We start from the raw sequence: 17,762 nt of genomic DNA on the forward strand, positions 1-17,762 counted from the left end.
TATAGTATTGACATAGATCCTATAGTATTTGCATCCAGGCACTCGTGAACAGGAGAAACGAACCGGATGACCATGCGCGTACTCGTGACGACCTCATATCTGCGGCCCGGCGGCGAGGTCGACAAGCTGCTCTCGGACGCGGGGTTCGACACCGTCTTCACCACCCCAGCGCAGCGCGAGGCAACCGGCACTCCCCTGGCCGACCTCGTCCGCGACGTCGACGGAATCGTCGCCGGTACCGACGCCTTCTCCGCCGACGTCATCGAGGCCGCGCCACGGCTCAAGGTGTTCGGCCGCTGCGGAGCCGGCTACGACAACATCGACCTCGACGCGGCGACCCGCGGCGGCGTGGCCGTCACCTACACCCCCGGCGCGAACCGCCGATCGGTCGCCGAGCACGTCCTGGCGCTCATGCTCAACTGCGCCCGGCTGATCCCGCAGAACATCGCGAGCGTCCGGGCGGGCCGCTGGGAGCAGCGCAGCGGCCGCGAACTCGACGGCGCCGTGCTCGGCCTGATCGGCCTGGGGTCGATCGGCAAGACCGTCGCGCGACTGGCACTGCCGCTCGGCATGCGGGTTGTGGCTCACGACCCGCATCCGGACGAAGAATTCCTGACAGAGACCGGCGTCGAAGCCCGCACGTTCGAAGAGGTCCTGGCCGAGGCCGACTTCCTCAGTCTGCACATCTTCCTCGACGACACCACGCGTCACCTGATCGACGCGTCCGCCCTGCGGAAGGTCAAACCCGGGGCTTTCCTGATCAACACGGCACGCGGCGAGGTCGTGGACGAAGAAGCCCTCGCCGACGCGCTGGAGAGCGGCGCGCTCGCGGGTGCGGCTCTCGACGTGCTCACGGAGGAGCCCATGCCACTCGACAACAGGCTGCGCGGTCTCGACAACGTCGTGGTCACCGCGCACATCGGGGCCGCGACGGAACAAGCCCGGTCCCGCTCCAGCATGATGGCCGCTCAACAGGTCATCGACGTCCTGCTGGGACAGGCACCCGGCAACCTCGCCAACCCCGGGTACACGGCGGTGGCACGCCGATGATCCTCCACAACGGACTCCGCCTCGACGCCAACCTCAAGTGGCTGTTCACGGAACTGCCCTTCGAGCAGCGCTTCGACGCGGCCGCAGCGGCCGGCTTCACCGCCGTCGAATACGCCTCGCCGTACCCCTACCCCGCGGCCACACTCCTCCGGCGGCTCGCCGACGCGGGCCTGACCCAGATCCTCATCAACTCCCCCACCGGCGATCCCGGCTCCCCCGAACGGCTCGGTTACGCGTGCCTGCCCGGTCGCGCGGCCGAGTTCCGCGCGGGAGCGGAACTCGGCCTGGAGTACGCCGCGGTCCTCGGCGCCTCCTTCCTGCATCTCCCTGCCGGGATCCGCCCGGCCGGCGTCTCCCGCGACCGCGCCTTCGCCCAGTACGTCGCGAACATCGCCTGGGCCGCCGATCAGGCACGCGGTACCGGCGTCCGGCTGCTGCTGGAGGCACAGAACAAGCAGGACGCCCCGGGTTTCGTCCTCGACGACCAGGAACACGCGGCCGCGGTCGTCGACGCGATCGGCGAACCGCACGTGAGCCTGCTCTTCGACGTCTATCACGCCTCCATCGACGAGCCGGACGCCATCGCGGCTCTACGGGAGTTCCTGCCCCGGACCGCGCACGTGCAGCTGGCCGACTCACCCGGCCGGGCCGAACCCGGTACCGGTCGCATCCCCTGGAACGACGTCTTCGACACCTTGCGGTCCGCAGGTTACGAGGGCTGGATCGGCTGCGAGTACAAGCCCGCCACCAGCACCGAAGCAGGTTTGAACTGGATCGAGGAGCAGGTCCGATGAACCCTCGCATCGCGTTGATCAGCGCCACGCCCGCCGCGATCCCGCCCGCCGTCGACGCCTTGGCGACCGGATTCCCCCAGGCCCGGCCTTGGAACATTCTCGACGACCGGCTCCTGGCGGACGTCGGCGACGCGGGCCGCACTCCCGCATTGGACGCTCGGATGCGCCGCCTCATCGACTACGCGGTCGACGGCGGAGCGCACGGTGTGCTGCTCACCTGTTCGCTCTACGGCGCGGTCACCGAGCAGGTCGACGTGCCGGTGCCACTGCTGGCCCCGGACGAAGCCGCCTTCGACGACGCGCTGTCCAGCGGGCACTCCAGAATCCTCGTCGTCGCGTCACTGGCGCCCGCGCTGAGCGATTCGATGGCGCGTTTCGAACAAGCCGCGCACAAGAAGGGGACCACCGTCGAAATCGGTGGAGTGCTCGCGCCGGACAACCTCGTCGAGACCTGCCGGAAGCGAGCCGATGGCTGGGATCTAGTCCTACTCGCCCAGTATTCGCTCGCCCCGGCCGTCGATGAGCTGTCGGCCGCACTCGGCGTACCCGTCGTGTCCGGACCCCGCAGCGCGGCTGCCAGATTGAAGGCGGTGATCGGCGAATGACCGGCGTTCTCGGCGCGATCGCCGACGACTTCACCGGCGCGACCGACGTCGCCGTCGCCTTCCGCCGGGGTGGACTGCGCACCCTGCTGTTCTTCGGTGTCCCGCCCGAGACCGAGGCGACACCGCCGCACGACGCGATCGTGATCGCTCTCAAGAGCCGCGCGATCCCGGCCGCGGACGCGGTCTCGCTGTCCTTGGACGCCCTGCGACGGCTACGAGACCGGAACGCGGAGCAGATCTACTTCAAGTTCTGCTCCACGTTCGACTCGACACCGCGCGGCAACATCGGCCCTGTTCTCGACGCCCTCTCACAGGCTTCGCCCCCTGGAAGCGTCTTGATGACGCCGAGCTCTCCCGGGCACGGACGCACGCAGTACCAAGGCCACCTCTTCGTCGGCGACACCCTGCTGGCCGAATCGCCCATGCGCGAGCATCCCGCCACCCCGATGACGGACTCGCATCTGCCGCGGCTGCTACGGGCGCAGACCACCACACCGGTTTCCCTCGTCACGCACGACGTCGTCCGGCGCGGTGAAACCGCTTTGCGCGAAGCCGTCCACGGCGAAACCGGTTACGTCCTCGTCGACGCGCTCACCGAGGACGACCTGCGCCTGCTGGGCCGGGTCGCGGTGGACTCACCGCTCGTCGCGGGCGCAGCCGGTCTCGCGGCCGGACTCGCCGCGGCGCGGACTTCCACCACTCCCCTGGCGACCGAGACACCCGCGCCGTCCGGTCCCGCCGTCGTGCTGTCCGGCAGCTGCTCGGCGCGAACACTGGAACAGATCGCCGTCATGCTGCGGCTCGGCCGGCCCGCCTACCGGCTCGACCCGGTGAGTACCCCGGATCCGGACGCTCTCGCCGCGAGCGCGCTCGCCTGGTACGACTCCTTGGACGCCGGTGGCCCGTTGATCTACTCGTCGGCGAGCCCGGCGGATCTCCAGCGCACACAACGAGAACTCGGCGTCGCACGATCCGCCGAGATCCTGGAGAAGGCGACCGGGATCATCGCCGTCGGTCTCGCCGGGCGCGGTGTGCGACGGCTCGTCGCGGCGGGCGGCGAGACCTCGGGAGCGGTCGTCACCGCACTCGACGTCCGCGGCGGGGTCATCGGGGCGGAGGCCGCACCGGGCGTGCCGTGGATCCATCCGGTGGACGAGCGGCATCCCGCCCTGCTGCTCAAGTCGGGCAACTTCGGCGAACCCGGCCTCCTCGCGATGGCGTCCGGCTCATGAGCACCGACTGGGTCCACCGTGAACACGTCATCGCCGCGGCGCGCTCGCTGTACGACCGCGGACTCACCCATGGCCGCACCGGCAACATCTCGGTGCGCCATGGCAAGCAGATCCTGGTCACGCCGACCGGGGCGTGCCTCGGCACGGTGCGGCCGGGAGATCTGTCGGTCGTCGACGGCGACGGAAACCACCTCGCCGGACCACCGCCGTCGAAAGAAGCCTTCTTCCACGCGACCGTGTTGCGGCAGCGGCCATCGGCGAACGCCGTCGTGCACACGCATTCGACGTACTCCGCCGCCGTGTCCTGTTTGGACGGTCTCGACCCGCACGACGCCATCCCGCCGCTGACCGCCTACTTCGCGATGCGGATCGGACGGCTCCCCCTGCTCCCCTACCACCCGCCCGGGGACCCCGGCATCACCGAGCCGCTCGCGCGAGCCGCCACCGATCACCCGGCGCTGCTCCTCGCCAACCACGGCCCGGTGGTCGCCGGGACGAACCTCGACACCGCCTTGGACACGCTCGAAGAACTCGAGCACACCGCGGAGCTCTACCTGCTCCTGCGGGGCCGTTCCACCCGGCCGCTGACCGACCGTCAGCGCGACGCCCTCCACTCCCCACCCGCTCGAAGGGACACCCCATGATCTCTCTTTTCAGCGCCCTCTCCGTCAAGAAGGCGCTCGACGACGTGCTGCTGCACGCGTTCACGAAAGAGCACGCCGTCGACGTCGAAGTCACGTTCGACCCCACGACCATCCTGGTCGAGAAGATCGGCGAAGGCGCCGAACCGGACGTCGTGATCGCCGTGTCCGGGGCCTTCGCCGGGCTGGCCTCCGCCGGCGCGATCGCCCCTGATTCGCGTGTCGTGCTGGCGAAGAGCGGCATCGGCATCGCCACCGCTCCCGAACTCGACGACCCCGACATCAGCACGGTGGACGCGCTCCGCACAGCCCTCACCTCGGCGCGCTCGGTCGCCTACTCCCGCAGCGGCGCGAGCGGCATCCACTTCGCCGAGCTGCTCGAAGACCTGGGCATCGCCGCCGAGGTGAACGCCCGCGCCACCATCGTCGAGAAGGGTTTCACCGCGCTGGCCGTCACGGACGGACGCGCCGACCTCGCGGTCCAGCAGATCAGCGAACTCAGGTTCGTACCGCAGGCCAGGATCGTCGGCCCGCTCCCGGACGGAGCCCAGCACTACAGCGAACTTTCGGCCGCACTCGGCTGTTCGGCCCCGCCCGAAGCCGCCGACCTCCTGCGGTTCCTCTCCGGCGCGGAGGCCGAAGCCGCCTACCGCGACGCGGGCCTCGTCACCGACGGCGCATCCCGGACTCGCCCATGAACGCGATACTGGCGCTGGTCGCGTTCATCGCCGCCATCGTCGTGTGGAACGCGGTGTTCAAGCGCAACATCGGCGAGGCGATGGTCGTCGGGTTCCTGGTCACGGCCGCTTTCGCGGGCGCGGACTTCTTCGCCGTCGCTTGGGAAAGCCTCGTCGACGGGCTGAAGTCGGAGATCACCTTCGCCGCACTGGCCTTCGTCTTCGTCAGCGAGCTGCTCACCAGGACCGGGCTGGTGCAGCGGATGGTCGATATCCTCAGCTCGTTCCTCGGCCGCCGCCGAGGTGGGTCGGCCTACGCCGCGACCGTCGCTTCCGGACTGTTCGGCGCGGTCGCCCACAACGGAGCGGCGATCGTCGCCACGGTCGGATCGATCACCATCCCCTGGATGAAGCGGTCCAAAGCCAGCGGCGAGACCGCGGCGCTCGTGCTGTCGGGAAACGCCGGAGTCGGCGCCACATTCCCGTTCAGCGGCGCGTTCTTCATCCTCCTGGCCGCGCCGACCGTGCTGCCGGTGCTCAGCGCGGGCGACATCGTCGCGACGATCTTCGTCACCGGCGCGTGGATGGTGGGGATGCGGTTGATCATGGCCTACGCGATCGTGAAACGCCGCGGAGTACAGGCGATGGAGCCACAGGACATCCGCCCGCTTCGCGCGTCGTTCAAGGTCGGCTGGCCGTCGCTGGGCGTCCTCGGCTCGATCGCCGTCCCGATCCTGCTCACCGCGCCACCGACCGCGGACTTCGTTTCGGCGCACGTCGGTATCGACGCGCCCGACGCGATCCCGCTGCTCATCTGGCTGCCGATCGTCATGCTGCTGGTCGGACTGCTCGTCGAGCGGAAGGTGCTGCCGAAGGGCCGGGCGCAGTGGTGGGACCTGTTCGGTGCGGTCGGGCCGAAGCTCGGCCTGGTCGGAGTCACCATGATCTCCGCGTTCGCCGCGTCGAACGTGCTGAAGACCTTGGGCCTGGACGACCAGCTCAAGCCGTATCTGGAGCGGCTCACCGGAGTCTCCCCGCTGGTGGCGGCCATCGTGGTCGGCGTCGTCATCGTGCTCGTCGCGGGTCCGCTCAACACGACGTCCACGGTCGCGGCCGTGGGCCCGGTGGCGTTCGCCGCGCTGACCGCCGCCGGCATCCCTCCGCACGTCGCCTTCGCCGCCATCCTCGTGTGGGCGTCGTCGGAGGGATGCTCCCCACCCGGCGCCGCGCCGCTCTACGTCGCGGCGGGCATCGCCGAGATCAACCCGGTGCGGATCTTCGTCCCGGTCGTCCTCTACTACCTGTTGCCCACCTTGCTGTTCGGCGTGCTCATGGCCGTCGGCGTGCTGTGGCTTCCCGGAGCGTGATCGCCATGTATCGGATACTGCTCGCCGCCACCCGGATCTGCCTGTTCGCTTTCCTCCTCGGCGGCTTCGTCGTCGTCGCCGGGCAAACGGTCGGCATCGTCATCGGATCCGGGTCGATCATGACGACGTTCGGTACCGACGTCGCCGATGCAGTCTGCGTCATCGCCGGGATCGCGGGCATCTTCGCGTTTCTTCTGCTTTACACACGAGAAGGTCGAGAGACCGTGTCCGACACCGAGAAATGATGAGCGTCGCCCCGGCGTATATAGCGTTATACGTCGGGGTAGGCACAGAAGTCCCGCGACAAGGACGACGATCAAGTACGCGTTGCCGACGATCGCCTCGACGAAGGTCCAGTCACGCTCGGCTCCACCGCCGCCCGGTACGACGGCGACCGTCCATCCCGTGAACAGGACGGCGATCGCCACCGCTCCCCCACGATGTCCCCTGGCGGCGAGAAGGCCGAACGCCGGCACCACCCACACCCAGTGATGCGTCCAGGAGATCGGGCTCAGCAGCAGGGAACACCCGGCCGTCACAAGAAGCGCGGCGCGATCGTCACCGGCGCGGTGGAGCCGGTGCACGAGCCACATCCCCAGCGCCGCGAAAACCGCGCTGAACGCCACGATCATCACCGTGGCGCTCGTCTCGTCCGACATCGTCCGCTGGACGAAGGCTTGCCATGACTGGTTTCCCACCCAGCCCTTCATCGCGGCGAAATGGCTGTTGAGAATCGCCGAAGTCCAGTACCGCACCGAGTCCCCCGGCAGGACGACCATCGCGAACGCCGTCACCCCGAGAAAGGCCGCCATCGCTCGGGCCGCGTCGGCGAATCGCCGCACCACCAGGAGATGGACGATGAAGATCAGCGGGATCAACTTGATCGCCGCGACGATCCCGATCGCGATTCCGCGGAAGCGCGAATCGCGCAGGAGGACCATGTCCGCCACCACGGCGGCCATCAGGACGAGATTGATCTGGCCAAGTCCGATCGTCTGCCACACCGGTTGCAGTGCGAAGGCGCCGAGCAGGAGAACCGGCAGGTGCGCCCGGTCGGCGAACGGCCGAAGCGCGAGGTAGAGGGAGGGCGCGGCCGCCAGCGCGAGCAGTCCCCAGCACAGCTGGGTCGGCAGCGCGGTCAACGAGGTGAAGAGCAGCGCGGCGAACGGCGGGTAGGTGAAGGGCAGTTCCAGTGCCCAGTCAGGAAGCGCGAGCAGTGGCGAGTAGAGACTTTCCCCGCGGACCACGGCGAATCCGCCTGCCCGGTAGACCGCCGAATCGATGCCGAGCGGTGTGTCCGAGATCCACCAGACCAGCGCGACCACTGCGAACACGGTCATCGCCCCGACCACGACCGGCATCGGTTTCAGCCGTAGCTCTTTCGACCACTTCATGCGGAAACGATCTCCGGAAGCGAGCCGGGAAACATCGCCCTGGAGACCAGTTCCGGTGTCGCTACCCCGGTAGTGGATCTCGGGCGTACCCCTACCCCGGTATCAGGTCGTGGTGCCCGGAACGACGAGCCCGGCCTCGTACGCGACCATGACCGCTTGGGCGCGATCACGCACCCCGAGCTTCGTGAACACCCTGCTGACGTGGGATTTCGCCGTCTGTTCCACGATGACCAGCGCTTCGGCGATCTCGGCGTTGGACAGGCCGCGCGCGATCAGCCGGAGCACCTCGGTCTCCCGCGCGGTCAGCTCGGCCACGAGGGAGTGGCCCGTGTGCGCGGACGCGTGGGTGCGGGTGAACTCGCCGATCAGCCGCCGGGTGATCGTGGGCGCGAAGAGCGCGTTGCCCGCGGAGACCACCCTGACCGCGGTCACCAGATCGTCCAGCGGGGAATCCTTCAGCAGGAAGCCGCTGGCGCCCGCCCGCAGCCCACCGAACACGTACTCGTCGATGTCGAAGGTGGTGAGAATCAGGACGCGGACTTCCTGCCGTGCTGCCACGATCCGCCGGGTCGCCTCGATCCCGTCGAGTTCGGGCATGCGTACGTCCATCAGCACGACGTCCGGTTCGCGTTCGGCGCACAGCGCGACGGCGGTGGTGCCTTCGGCGGCTTCCCCGACCACCCGCATGTCCGGTTGCGCGTCGAGCACCGCGCGGAAACTCTGCCTGACCATGGTCTGGTCGTCGGCGATGACCACCGAGATCACGGTTTCGCATGCCCTTCACGATCGAGTGGAACGGTCAGGGCGACCAGGAAACCACCGTCCGGCCTCTCCCCCACCTCAAGATCCGCCGCGAGCATAGCGGCCCGTTCCCGCATCCCCACCAAGCCGTGCCCGCCGACCGCCCGATCCGTCCTTTTCGGACTGTCACCGGAGCCGTTCCCGATGACCAGCCGGACGGAATCCCGCCCGGCCACGAGTTCCACCGAGACCGGCGCGCCGGGAGCGTGCTGGATCGCGTTGCTGAGCGCCTCCTGCGCGATCCGGTACACCGACAACGCGACCCCGACCGGAACCGCGTCGAGATCACCACGCAGATCGAGCTCACACGAAGTGCCCGCGGCTTTCACTCCTTCGACGAGTTCGACCACCCTCGCCAGTCCAGGCTGCGGCGCGACCAGCAGCGCCTGGTCCTCGGATCGGAGCACTCCGAGCAGCCTGCGCAGCTCGGTCAGGCCTTCACGGGCGGTCCCGGCGAGGTCGGCGAACTCCTGCCAGATCTCGGCGTCGCGACCGTTCTTGTCCGGATCGGCGAAGCGGAACCGGGCCGAGTCCGCACGCAACGCGAGGACGGACATGTGGTGCGCGACGACGTCGTGCAGTTCCCGCGCGATCCCCGCGCGCTCCTCCAGGAGAGCCGCCCGGGCCTCTTCGGCGAGCCTGCGTTCCTGCTGCGCCCTGCGTTCTTCTTCGGCGAGCCTGCGCTGACGGACGGTGTTGCCGAGGAAGAACGCTATCCCGCCCAGCATCACGAGCAGTGCCGCGTCACGCCAGTCCCGGACGAAGGGCGCCGCGGCGGCGAAGGAGATCAGCCCCGCCCAGGCCAGTTCCGCCTGGTCGTTGCTCTCCCCCACGAGGTAGAAGACGAGCGCCGCCGTGAGCGCGAGGCCCGGCGCCCAATGCCAGCCCCAGGCGCCGGCGATCCCGGGCAGGGTCAGCGGGGTGGTCGCGATGCCGACGATCAGCACGCGCCATCCCCACAGTGGCGAGCGGATCGCGAGCAGGCAGGGCAGCACGGTGATGATCACGTTGAACGTCTTCGCGGACGAAGACACCGAAACGGTATGGAACGTGACGAAACCGGACCAGAACGCCCAGCCGACGATCGTGAGACGACGCAGCCAGCGCAACCCCGCCGAACGCTTCGGCGGGGCATCGGTTCCGGTGAATGCCGTGTAGCGCAGGGCATCCCACCACACCCGCAGGCGTTGTCGGTCGATCATCAGGCGTCACTGTACCTTCGGATCGGCTAACGGCCCGTGATGAAGACCGGGGTCGACGAGGCGAGGATGCGCAGGGTTCCGTCACCTGATTCGACCGGAACCTCGACACCGAACACATCCACCGCGCGGGCGGCCGGACATGCCCATTCCCTCGTGAATTCGACTGCGGAGGCCACGTCGGTGTCCCAGGTGGCCGCGCGCTCCCAGGCGACCAGCAGTGGGGTGCGACCGGTTCGCGGGATCTCGAACAAGTACAGATCAGGCAAGCCCTCGACGTTGATCCTGTCGACTCGTTCAGCTCCTTCGAGGTGGCGTGCGAGCAGTTCGAAGGTCTCGGCCGCCGGGTATCGGTGCTCGATCAGATCACCGACGCGGTCCATCAGCCTGAGCTTGTCGAACATCAGCGCGCCCACCACCCGGCTGCCGGAATCCAGTCGCCGTTCGTAGGCCAACGGAAAGGAAAGGCTGCGCCGTGCGCCCGCCGACAGCGCCAGGATGGTGCGCATCACCAGGTCCCGGCACGCCAGCCGGTGCCGTTTCGCGTCCAGTTCGGCGGGGCAGCCGGCCATGAACATCTGCAAGGCGGGCGGGAGTTCGTCCATCCTGTCGTAGAGCGCGACCACGGCGGGATCCTCCGCGATCGCCAGGGTCTCCGAGGTGTCGGGCATCGGCAACTGTCCGAGGAACTGTTGCCGATGTACGGCCAGCACCTCGGCCAGATGAGGCAGGTTGCCGGGGAATTCCGTCGGCAACGGTCCGCCGTGTTCGGCGACCACCACCGGTTTCCGGTATCCGTGCGCTGCCATCTGCGTATAGCAGGCCTCGACGAGTGAAACGACCAGATAGGGATCGCCGTACGGGTGCACGTCGAAGAGGTCGAAAAGCCCCCCGGCATCGCGTAGTACCTCACCGAAGAAGGCCGACCAGGTCCGGGTGCCTGCCGCGCCGTCGCCGAGCATCGCTCCCGGCACCGCGCCGCCGAGCACCACCAGCGCATCAGGGGCGGCCCGCTTCACCGCGTCGCGGAAGAGCCGCAGATGCGCCAGGTATTCCGCGGCGGTGCCATCCCAGAACAGGGGCAGGCACGGCTCGATCTCACACTGCCAGAACCGGATCCTGCCCGCCGCGCGCTCCGCGAGCGCGTGCACGAACCGTCCGTACCGGTCCGCGTCCGCCGCGGGTGAGGCAGGCAACCACCCTGTCGAATGCCGGGTCGCCCACGGTGAGCCGGACACGACCGTCACCCAAGCTTCGACGGCACCGTCGAGCTGGTCCAGCATCGCGTCCACGGTGTCCCAGACGAACCGCCCCGGCTCCGGCTCCACCTGCGACCAGCAGACGTTCACCCGCACGATGCCCGCCCCCAGCCCGCGCGCCTGCGGCACGAACGTTTCGGGCGGACCGAACAGGCCGTACGACACACCTTGGACCACGCCGATCCGGATGTCCGGCAGCAGATCCCCGGCCGAAGAGGTGTGAATCATCGGATACCTCCATGCTCGACACACTTAGGGGACTGTTCGTCCCCTATTACGGTCAAGCTAGCAGCCCAGCGCACCTTAGGGGACGAGTAGTCCCCTAAACTGTGAGGATGGTCGTTCCCGCAACATCAAGCGGCGCCGAAGATCCACGACGGGCGTCCCGGCGCCGCGGCGCCGCACTGGAACAGGCGATTCTGCAGGCCGCATTGGACGAACTGCTCGATGGCGGCTACGCGAGCCTGACCATCGATCGGGTCGCCGCTCGCGCCGGCACCAACAAATCCGCGGTCTATCGCCGCTGGCCGCACCGCGCCGCGCTGGCGGTGGCCGCGTATCACCGCACCGCGGTGGCCGAAGAGCTGCCCGACACCGGCGACCTGCGCACCGACGTACTCGCCTTGCTGCATGAAGCGGCCGAGCGGATCGCGTCGCCACACGGTGAGGTGCTGCGCATTCTCGCCACTGAGATCCGCGACGAGCCTGAGCTGTTGCGCGAGGCTCGTGACCAGCTCGTGGAGGCAGGCACGCGTCGATGGCTCACGGTTCTCGGCCGCGCGGCGGGCCGCGGCCAGGTCCGCCCGGACGCGCTCACGCCCCGCATAGCGACCGTCGCCCTCGACCTGCTCCGCAACGAATACCTCGTCCGCGACGTCAGCGTCATCCCGGACAGCACGCTCACCGAGATCATCGACACCATCTATCTCCCACTCGTGCGAACGCACCCTTGAGACCGGCCGGCCCGACTGACACTGAGTGCCAGCGTGGGCCGCCTTACTTCTCGGCCAGGGCGGCGTTCACCTTGGCGATGACGGCGTGCAGAGGTGTCGCCGTGGTCATCACGGCCACCACCGTGGTTTCCTCGGCCGCCGCGCCATCGGTCCGGAAAGCGTCGATGACCAGCGCGAAGGCCTCCGCGGCGCTGGCGGTGATGTCGTCCTGGCCGCCGCTGCGCAGCCAGCGACGGAGCACGTGGTTGTTGGCGGCCGCGATCGCCGCGGCGGCCACGTCCGCCCGCAGGCTCGCCGTCTCGTCGCCCTGCTCCGTGAACCGCGCCCGCAGGTAGCGAGCGAGTACCCGCTGATAGCGATCTACGGTCGCGACCTCCTTGTCCCGCAACGAAGGCACCGTCCGCGTCAGCGTGAACCGCTTGAGCGAGACATCGAGTTCCGCGGCGTAGGACTCGAGGACCAGGCTGACCGCGGCGCAGGCCATTTCCACCGGATCGCGCTCCGGGTCCGCACCGGCGAAGGTCTCTTCCATCTCGGCCACGATCTCGTCGTGGTTGGCGAAGAGCACCTCGTCCTTGGAGTCGAAGTACCGGAAGAACGTGCGACGACCCACCCCGGCCGCGGCCGCGATCTCGTCCACCGTCGTGGCCTCGTACCCCTTGGCCACGAACAGGTCCACGGCCGCGCCGGCGAGCGCGCGGCGCAGGCGGCGCCTGCCCGCGGGAGTCGCCCCGGCTCTGGTCACCGGCGCTCGGCGCGGCGAATCGGTCATAGCGGGACGGTAGCAGCAGACTTGCTAGTGACACTGAGTGCCGTTACGCTGAGAAGGACTCCCCACCCGCCGTTCGGAAGGCGCCGACGATGTCGCTGGACCAGCAAGTGCTTCCGGACGAGTCCCTCTCGTCACGGGATTCGATCCGCCCTCGCGGCGACGCCTTCTACGGCCGGCTCTTCGGCTGGTCGCTGAAGTGGCGTGGCTCGCAGCCGTTCCTGATTCTGGGGAACGGCATCTGCGCCGTGACGCTGCCCAAGATCCACGGCAATCAGGTCATCGCCCGGCTCGCCGAGACCGGTTGCGCGGGTCCTGCCATGACCGTGCTGACCCAGCAGGGTCCGCGCGTCGCCGTACTCGCGGAGACCGACGGGCTGATCCCGCCGCGGATCTCCTTGCCTCAGCACGTCGAAGTGCTCGCCTGGGGCGCGCTGCTTCCCCTTCCCGCCGACTCCGGACGCGTCGAGACCCACGCGGAATGGCTCGTGGAGCCGGATCCCCGGCAGCGGTGGCTTCCCAGCCTGGACGCGGTCCTCTCGGGCGTCCGGCCGAGGTAGTGAGGGGTAATGCCAATGTGGCGTGTTCAGTCGCTCGCCCGTACGCCGGCCTCGGGGGTTGTGAAAGCCACTTCCGCAACGTTGAAGGTTACGAAAGTGGCTTTCGCAACGCTTCCGAGCCTTCGCCTCCGGAGACCGCATGCCCCGCGACGAAGGGGACTTTCCGCTCGTGCAATGAGGGGGAAGTCCCCTTCACCTCGCTGATCACTGCCGAAGACCGGTCAGTGAAGGCCTCCTTGAGGGACCCAGAGTCCCTCAAGGAGGCCTTCACTGACTTGGCGCCCCGCAGCTTTACTGCTCAGTAGTACGCGCCACTCAGGCCGCGACCGAGGCCTGGGCCGAAACGAGCAGGGCTCCACCGTCCGATTCGGACAGTGTGATCTCGAGGGTCGCGCCTTCGGCCAACGGCGGAAGGTCGCACAAGGTCACGCGGCCGATCAGCCGTTGCCCTCGGCGCGCGTTCGCCAAGCCCGCGCGACGGACCTCGATCCCCGACCGGCGCCACACGTGAACCGTGCCCGACGGTGCCGTCCGGCCACGCCACAGGTTTCCGCACCAGGCTGCGAGCGCGGCTCCCACCGTGTTGCACAGGACGTCGTCCAGTGAGCCGACCCGGCCGGCGTCCTGCCAGACCTGAAGGCATTCGATCGACACGGACACCGCGAACGCCGAGACGACGATCCGTGACACCGGCTTCGCCCAGCCGAAGCGCACCGGCAGCAGCACCGCGAGCGGCGCCAGCAGGAAAACGTTGCCCGCCAGCTGAACCAGCGCGACATCCGGGTGATCGCTGAAGACCGGCAGGACGTCCGCCAGCAGGTGAAGACTCACCGACGGACCACGCACAGCCGTCGGCGCCGGGACGAAGACCACCAGCAGGACCGCGAAAAGTGAAGCCAGCAAAGCGAAATCCAGCGCGACCGCGAACGGGCGCCGCCGCTTCCCGCGAAGCCGCGCCACGAACTCGACGACCCCTGCACCGGCCGCGGCGGTGAGCAGCGACCAGGGTGCGGCGTCGGAGAATGCCTGCCACCACCATCCCATGCACTCCCCTTTCGCCGATGATCGTCTTCGGCGAGGGTGGCAGCATCGTGAAGGCCAGACAAGAACCCCGACTATTGTCGGTGAATAACTACCATTCACGTCGATACTTCACGGGTTCCGATTGTCACGGGTGTGCGCCCAGAGCGGGGCCGATCCAGCGGCGGACGAGGGTCCGCAGCTGATCGTCGGTGTGGGGTGGCGTCGAGGGGTATTGCAGGAACGAGAGGAACAGCCGCATCAGCGTTTCGGCGAGCCCTTCGAAGTCCGCGTCGGTCGTCACGCCCACGGCCGCCCAATCGACCGGCACGTTGCGGAGGATCCGCGCGCCGAGCGAGAAGGACTGTGACGAGGTGACCGCGACGGTGAAGACGTCGGCTTCACCCGCTTTGAGGAGCAGTCCCAGGTGAGGATCGTCCGGGACCGCCCGGACGCCGAACACCACGGATTCCACGGCGACCTCGGCGGGGCTGCCGAACGAGGCCAGGTGCCGTTCCATCCGCCTCGCGAACTCCTCGACCCGGTCGAGCGCGACCGCGCCGAGGATGTCGGCCAGACTCGGGAAGTACCGGTAGACGGTCTGCCTGGTCACGCCCGCTTCCGCGGCGACGTCGGAGAGGCTGGTCTTGGCGAGACCGACCCGGTCGATGCAGGCCGTCGCCGCCTCGACGATCCGGCGGCGAGCCTCCTGCTCGGTTCCGGGAGGGTTGCCCTGCCATCCATGGTGCCCCATCGCTCCATCTTCCCCGAACGGCGAATCTCAGACGGTGGCAGGTGTCGCACGCCGCACGCGGTACAACGCGGCCAGCATCGCCCCGGCGCCCACGAAGCAAGCCAGCGCGTAGGGCCCGCTACCGACCGGAGCGCCGTCTTCGGTCATGCCGTCCGTGGCGGAGAAGTAGGCAGGAAGGGCACCCAGCCAGAGCAGGGCCATCCCTCCCAGGTAGACGGCGGGATACACCCGGGCGAAAGACTCCAACGGTTCCCCGGGACCACGGTGCCGGACGAAGATCCAGATGCCCGCCAGCCACAGCAGCGCCAGCTCGACACCGAGAATCCAAGCCTGCGCGGTCGTGTTGCCATCGAACAAGCTCGACGGGAGACCGGCGATCGCCATGGTCGGCGGGGTGAGGACACCGGCCAGCACGACGCGCCCCGCGAGCGACCACCCGTGCCGCGATCCACTCGCCAAGCGCACCACCAGCCAGGTCATCGCGCCCATCGAGACCGAGGCGAAGAGCAGCATGCTGTTCATGGGCACGGAATCCAGCGCGGGGTGATTGACGATCCGGTTGTTCCCGTTCCAGGCCCACCACTTCAGCTGCGGGCCGAGGTGGTCGAAGACCTCGTAGAACACCTGACAGGCGAAAGCGACCGCCACCGCTCCGATCGCCGCGCCGCGGGCACGGAAGATCCCGAGCGACCGGACGAGTTCGTAGGCGAGCTGGCTGATCATCGGGTAGAACGCCACGATGTAGAGCGGCAGCCGGTCCCACATGAACTGAGCGGTGAACCGGTTGTGGGCGAAGATGAATCCGTACTGCCCCTCCAAGCCGAACCACTCCGGGAAGTACAGCGGCGGTTCGATGACGAAGAGGTAGACCAGCGAAGCGCACCACAGCGCCAGATTCGTCGAATCGCCCTGACGGTGCCGTCGGATGGCGGGCACCAGCGCGAAAACGGCGCCGCCGAGGACGAGCAGTTCCAGCAGCGGCATCGTCCAGTGCGCCGCTTCCCACGGTGAGCGGATCGAGAGCCACGGGGAAACGTCGTGGCAGTCGAAGCCGAGTCCGCGGGTGACGGTTTCCGCGTCCGGCCCGCAGACGGCGCTCATCGGGAGACCGCCGGTTTCGCGGCACTGCCTCCCGGCGAGTAGTCCGTGACCGGCGGCTCGGCACGGGCGTCGAAGTCGAACGGAACCCGGTGCCTGCCCAGCGCGGCACGGACCCGGTAGCGCAGAAGTCCCGCGATCACCCGCGGGTTCGTCATCATGTCGCGCAGCGACTCATCGAGGTTGAACACCTTCGCGAAGTGCTCGTCGACGACGTCGTCCTCGCGGGCGGCGCCGACGATGAGCCTGAACGCCGGCCCGGACATCGCCGAAAGCACGCGACGCTTCCATTCCCCGGCCTTTTCGGTGCCCACGGCGCAGGCGTAACCCTGGTCTCTCGCCATCGCCAGGCTCCACGGGACGTTGAGCAGCTTTCGTTGCGCGGCAAGGAATGACGAAGAGAACTGACCGTCGAGACGCTCGGCGCGGGCGAGGTGCTCGCGCAGCAACAGTGCCGAGCCCGCGGCAGAACTGATGCCCTGCGCGTAGAACGGATTGAACGCGCAGATCGAGTCGCCGACGAACGCCAGCCGTTTCGGCGGGGTCCGGAGCTTGTCGAAACGCCGCCACTTGTTGCCGGTCGACCTGGTCAGGTGCACTTCGGACGTCGGGGTGGACCGGTCCATCGCGGCGGCGAACAGCGGTGCCCGCACCCGGCGGGCCGACTCGACGAACGCCTCGGTGGTCCGCGGCATTTCCAGGCCCCACGAGCCCATGCACGCGATGACCCGGTTGCCCTCGATCGGGAAGAAGTTCACCAGGAACTCGTGTTCGTCCGGATGCGCGCCCTTGTCGGGGGTCGGCATGATCACCAGGTGCTGCCACCACCAGGACCCGGGACGCTCGTCGGGTGAGGGCAGGTCGTACCAGCGCGAGGTGTAGGTGACCTTGGCGTCGAGGGTCCGCACCTCGGGTTCGGGCCAGCCCGCCGCTGCCAGCCAGGCCCCGACGGAGGAACCGCGGCCCATCGCGTCGACCACGAAATCGGCGTCGATCCGCTCGTCGCGGTCCGAGAGGGCGACCCCGGTGACTTCGCCGTCCCGGGTGGTCAATCCGCTCACCGCGACCCATTCGCGGATCACGACGTTGGGCAGCTCCCGGACCTTGTCGCGCAGCACGCGTTCGATGAGGATCCGCGAGCTGTAGATCATCGTCATCGCGCTGCGTTTGCGCGCCGACCAGCCCTCGCCGTCGAGATAGGCGGCGTCCATGGACGGCATGAGATGCAGTCCACCGGCGGCGATGAGGTCGTCCTCGAATCCGGGGAACAGCGCGCCGATCGCGCGGCGGCCGGAGTTCAGCAGGAAGTGCGGATGTTTGCTCTGCGGCACCCCGCGCCGATGTTCGGCCTCGGCCGGAAGCTCATCGCGTTCGAGTACCAGGACCTGGTCGAAGTACGGGGCGAGTGCTCCGGCGGTACAGAGACCGGCGGCACTGCCACCGAGGACGACGGCGGTCTTGCCGAGTCGCATGCGGATCAACTCCCAGCGTCATTCATACAGATTGACAACGCCTGTATGAATGTATGAATGAGGCCGGGGGCTGTCAAGGAATCGGTCTCGCACAGCACCGAGGGCCACCCGGATGCC

18 protein-coding genes are annotated in these 17,762 nt (G+C 68.5%); 9 read left to right on the forward strand and 9 right to left on the reverse strand.

Going from position 1 to position 17,762, the window contains the following annotated elements; translation table 11 throughout:
• The first annotated feature begins 66 nt into the window (after positions 1-66).
• Genes B0293_RS31820 through B0293_RS31850 form a run of 7 tightly spaced genes read left to right on the forward strand, consistent with a single transcriptional unit; the run spans position 67 to position 6,366 of the window.
• Entirely contained in the window at positions 67-1,050 is a 984-nt protein-coding gene (locus B0293_RS31820) for a phosphoglycerate dehydrogenase (protein ID WP_005151197.1), read from the forward strand.
• Positions 1,047-1,844 carry a hydroxypyruvate isomerase family protein gene (locus tag B0293_RS31825; RefSeq protein WP_005151194.1) on the forward strand — a complete coding sequence of 266 codons (798 nt, stop codon included), beginning with the start codon at positions 1,047-1,049 and terminating at the stop codon, positions 1,842-1,844. Before B0293_RS31820 ends, B0293_RS31825 begins: the two co-directional genes overlap by 4 nt.
• Positions 1,841-2,449 (forward strand): hypothetical protein, encoded by a 609-nt coding sequence (locus tag B0293_RS31830; protein ID WP_005151192.1) that lies wholly within the window; start codon positions 1,841-1,843, stop codon positions 2,447-2,449. The genes B0293_RS31825 and B0293_RS31830 overlap by 4 nt, the downstream gene beginning before the upstream one ends.
• Positions 2,446-3,681, forward strand: coding sequence for a 3-oxo-tetronate kinase (gene otnK, locus B0293_RS31835; protein ID WP_005151189.1), 1,236 nt, complete (start codon positions 2,446-2,448; stop codon positions 3,679-3,681). The genes B0293_RS31830 and otnK overlap by 4 nt, the downstream gene beginning before the upstream one ends.
• Positions 3,678-4,325 carry a 3-oxo-tetronate 4-phosphate decarboxylase gene (gene otnC / locus B0293_RS31840; protein WP_005151188.1) on the forward strand — a complete coding sequence of 216 codons (648 nt, stop codon included), beginning with the start codon at positions 3,678-3,680 and terminating at the stop codon, positions 4,323-4,325. Before otnK ends, otnC begins: the two co-directional genes overlap by 4 nt.
• Positions 4,322-5,020: a molybdate ABC transporter substrate-binding protein gene (locus B0293_RS31845; protein WP_005151182.1), complete on the forward strand. Its 699-nt coding sequence runs from the start codon at positions 4,322-4,324 to the stop codon at positions 5,018-5,020. The genes otnC and B0293_RS31845 overlap by 4 nt, the downstream gene beginning before the upstream one ends.
• The gene (locus tag B0293_RS31850; protein ID WP_005151180.1) at positions 5,017-6,366 is read left to right on the forward strand and encodes a TRAP transporter large permease subunit; all 1,350 of its coding nucleotides are present in this window, start codon (positions 5,017-5,019) and stop codon (positions 6,364-6,366) included. Before B0293_RS31845 ends, B0293_RS31850 begins: the two co-directional genes overlap by 4 nt.
• Here the strand turns inward: B0293_RS31850 and B0293_RS31855 are convergent.
• From B0293_RS31855 to B0293_RS31870, 4 genes are all read right to left on the reverse strand, one after another.
• Positions 6,297-7,760, reverse strand: coding sequence for a glycosyltransferase 87 family protein (locus B0293_RS31855; protein WP_052014264.1), 1,464 nt, complete (start codon positions 7,758-7,760; stop codon positions 6,297-6,299). The genes B0293_RS31850 and B0293_RS31855 overlap by 70 nt on opposite strands.
• Positions 7,761-7,862: 102 nt before the next feature.
• Positions 7,863-8,525 (reverse strand): response regulator transcription factor, encoded by a 663-nt coding sequence (locus B0293_RS31860; RefSeq protein ID WP_005151178.1) that lies wholly within the window; start codon positions 8,523-8,525, stop codon positions 7,863-7,865.
• Positions 8,522-9,763, reverse strand: coding sequence for a sensor histidine kinase (locus tag B0293_RS31865; protein ID WP_005151176.1), 1,242 nt, complete (start codon positions 9,761-9,763; stop codon positions 8,522-8,524). Before B0293_RS31865 ends, B0293_RS31860 begins: the two co-directional genes overlap by 4 nt.
• 26 nt (positions 9,764-9,789) lie before the next feature.
• A complete protein-coding gene (locus B0293_RS31870) occupies positions 9,790-11,247 on the reverse strand; it encodes a hypothetical protein (protein ID WP_005151174.1) in 1,458 nt (485 codons plus the stop codon).
• Between the two features lie 107 nt (positions 11,248-11,354).
• Here B0293_RS31870 and B0293_RS31875 point away from each other — a divergent pair, with 107 nt between their 5' ends.
• Complete coding sequence (locus B0293_RS31875; RefSeq protein WP_005151171.1) at positions 11,355-11,972, forward strand: TetR/AcrR family transcriptional regulator; 618 nt, start codon at positions 11,355-11,357, stop codon at positions 11,970-11,972.
• A 43-nt stretch (positions 11,973-12,015) separates the two neighbouring features.
• On the opposite strand, the gene B0293_RS31880 is transcribed toward B0293_RS31875, so the two are convergent.
• Positions 12,016-12,744 (reverse strand): TetR family transcriptional regulator, encoded by a 729-nt coding sequence (locus tag B0293_RS31880; protein WP_039915457.1) that lies wholly within the window; start codon positions 12,742-12,744, stop codon positions 12,016-12,018.
• A gap of 89 nt (positions 12,745-12,833) precedes the next feature.
• Between B0293_RS31880 and B0293_RS31885 the strand changes: the two genes are divergently transcribed.
• Positions 12,834-13,301, forward strand: coding sequence for a hypothetical protein (locus tag B0293_RS31885; RefSeq protein WP_005151167.1), 468 nt, complete (start codon positions 12,834-12,836; stop codon positions 13,299-13,301).
• 315 nt (positions 13,302-13,616) lie between these two features.
• Here the strand turns inward: B0293_RS31885 and B0293_RS31890 are convergent, their stop codons facing one another.
• From B0293_RS31890 to B0293_RS31905, 4 genes are all read right to left on the reverse strand, one after another.
• Complete coding sequence (locus tag B0293_RS31890; protein ID WP_005151166.1) at positions 13,617-14,345, reverse strand: VanZ family protein; 729 nt, start codon at positions 14,343-14,345, stop codon at positions 13,617-13,619.
• A gap of 124 nt (positions 14,346-14,469) precedes the next feature.
• Entirely contained in the window at positions 14,470-15,075 is a 606-nt protein-coding gene (locus B0293_RS31895; RefSeq protein WP_005151165.1) for a TetR/AcrR family transcriptional regulator, read from the reverse strand.
• A 27-nt stretch (positions 15,076-15,102) separates the two neighbouring features.
• Positions 15,103-16,176: a hypothetical protein gene (locus B0293_RS31900; RefSeq protein WP_005151163.1), complete on the reverse strand. Its 1,074-nt coding sequence runs from the start codon at positions 16,174-16,176 to the stop codon at positions 15,103-15,105.
• The gene (locus tag B0293_RS31905) at positions 16,173-17,645 is read right to left on the reverse strand and encodes an FAD-dependent oxidoreductase (RefSeq protein WP_005151160.1); all 1,473 of its coding nucleotides are present in this window, start codon (positions 17,643-17,645) and stop codon (positions 16,173-16,175) included. The genes B0293_RS31900 and B0293_RS31905 overlap by 4 nt, the downstream gene beginning before the upstream one ends.
• Positions 17,646-17,762 lie beyond the last annotated feature (117 nt).

It is taken from the genome of Amycolatopsis azurea DSM 43854 (assembly GCF_001995215.1).
Lineage (GTDB): Bacteria > Actinomycetota > Actinomycetes > Mycobacteriales > Pseudonocardiaceae > Amycolatopsis > Amycolatopsis azurea.

Bases quoted from the DNA above. Each gene is read 5' to 3' on its own strand.
- B0293_RS31820 (WP_005151197.1), top strand. From the start codon at position 67: ATGACCATGCGCGTACTCGTGACGACCTCATATCTGCGGCCCGGCGGC.
- B0293_RS31855 (WP_052014264.1), bottom strand. From the start codon at position 7,760: ATGAAGTGGTCGAAAGAGCTACGGCTGAAACCGATGCCGGTCGTGGTC.
- B0293_RS31830 (WP_005151192.1), top strand. From the start codon at position 1,841: ATGAACCCTCGCATCGCGTTGATCAGCGCCACGCCCGCCGCGATCCCG.
- otnK (WP_005151189.1), top strand. From the start codon at position 2,446: ATGACCGGCGTTCTCGGCGCGATCGCCGACGACTTCACCGGCGCGACC.
- B0293_RS31880 (WP_039915457.1), bottom strand. From the start codon at position 12,744: ATGACCGATTCGCCGCGCCGAGCGCCGGTGACCAGAGCCGGGGCGACT.
- B0293_RS31895 (WP_005151165.1), bottom strand. From the start codon at position 15,075: ATGGGGCACCATGGATGGCAGGGCAACCCTCCCGGAACCGAGCAGGAG.
- B0293_RS31900 (WP_005151163.1), bottom strand. From the start codon at position 16,176: ATGAGCGCCGTCTGCGGGCCGGACGCGGAAACCGTCACCCGCGGACTC.
- B0293_RS31850 (WP_005151180.1), top strand. From the start codon at position 5,017: ATGAACGCGATACTGGCGCTGGTCGCGTTCATCGCCGCCATCGTCGTG.
- B0293_RS31890 (WP_005151166.1), bottom strand. From the start codon at position 14,345: ATGGGATGGTGGTGGCAGGCATTCTCCGACGCCGCACCCTGGTCGCTG.
- otnC (WP_005151188.1), top strand. From the start codon at position 3,678: ATGAGCACCGACTGGGTCCACCGTGAACACGTCATCGCCGCGGCGCGC.
- B0293_RS31885 (WP_005151167.1), top strand. From the start codon at position 12,834: ATGTCGCTGGACCAGCAAGTGCTTCCGGACGAGTCCCTCTCGTCACGG.
- B0293_RS31865 (WP_005151176.1), bottom strand. From the start codon at position 9,763: ATGATCGACCGACAACGCCTGCGGGTGTGGTGGGATGCCCTGCGCTAC.
- B0293_RS31905 (WP_005151160.1), bottom strand. From the start codon at position 17,645: ATGCGACTCGGCAAGACCGCCGTCGTCCTCGGTGGCAGTGCCGCCGGT.
- B0293_RS31825 (WP_005151194.1), top strand. From the start codon at position 1,047: ATGATCCTCCACAACGGACTCCGCCTCGACGCCAACCTCAAGTGGCTG.
- B0293_RS31845 (WP_005151182.1), top strand. From the start codon at position 4,322: ATGATCTCTCTTTTCAGCGCCCTCTCCGTCAAGAAGGCGCTCGACGAC.
- B0293_RS31875 (WP_005151171.1), top strand. From the start codon at position 11,355: ATGGTCGTTCCCGCAACATCAAGCGGCGCCGAAGATCCACGACGGGCG.
- B0293_RS31870 (WP_005151174.1), bottom strand. From the start codon at position 11,247: ATGATTCACACCTCTTCGGCCGGGGATCTGCTGCCGGACATCCGGATC.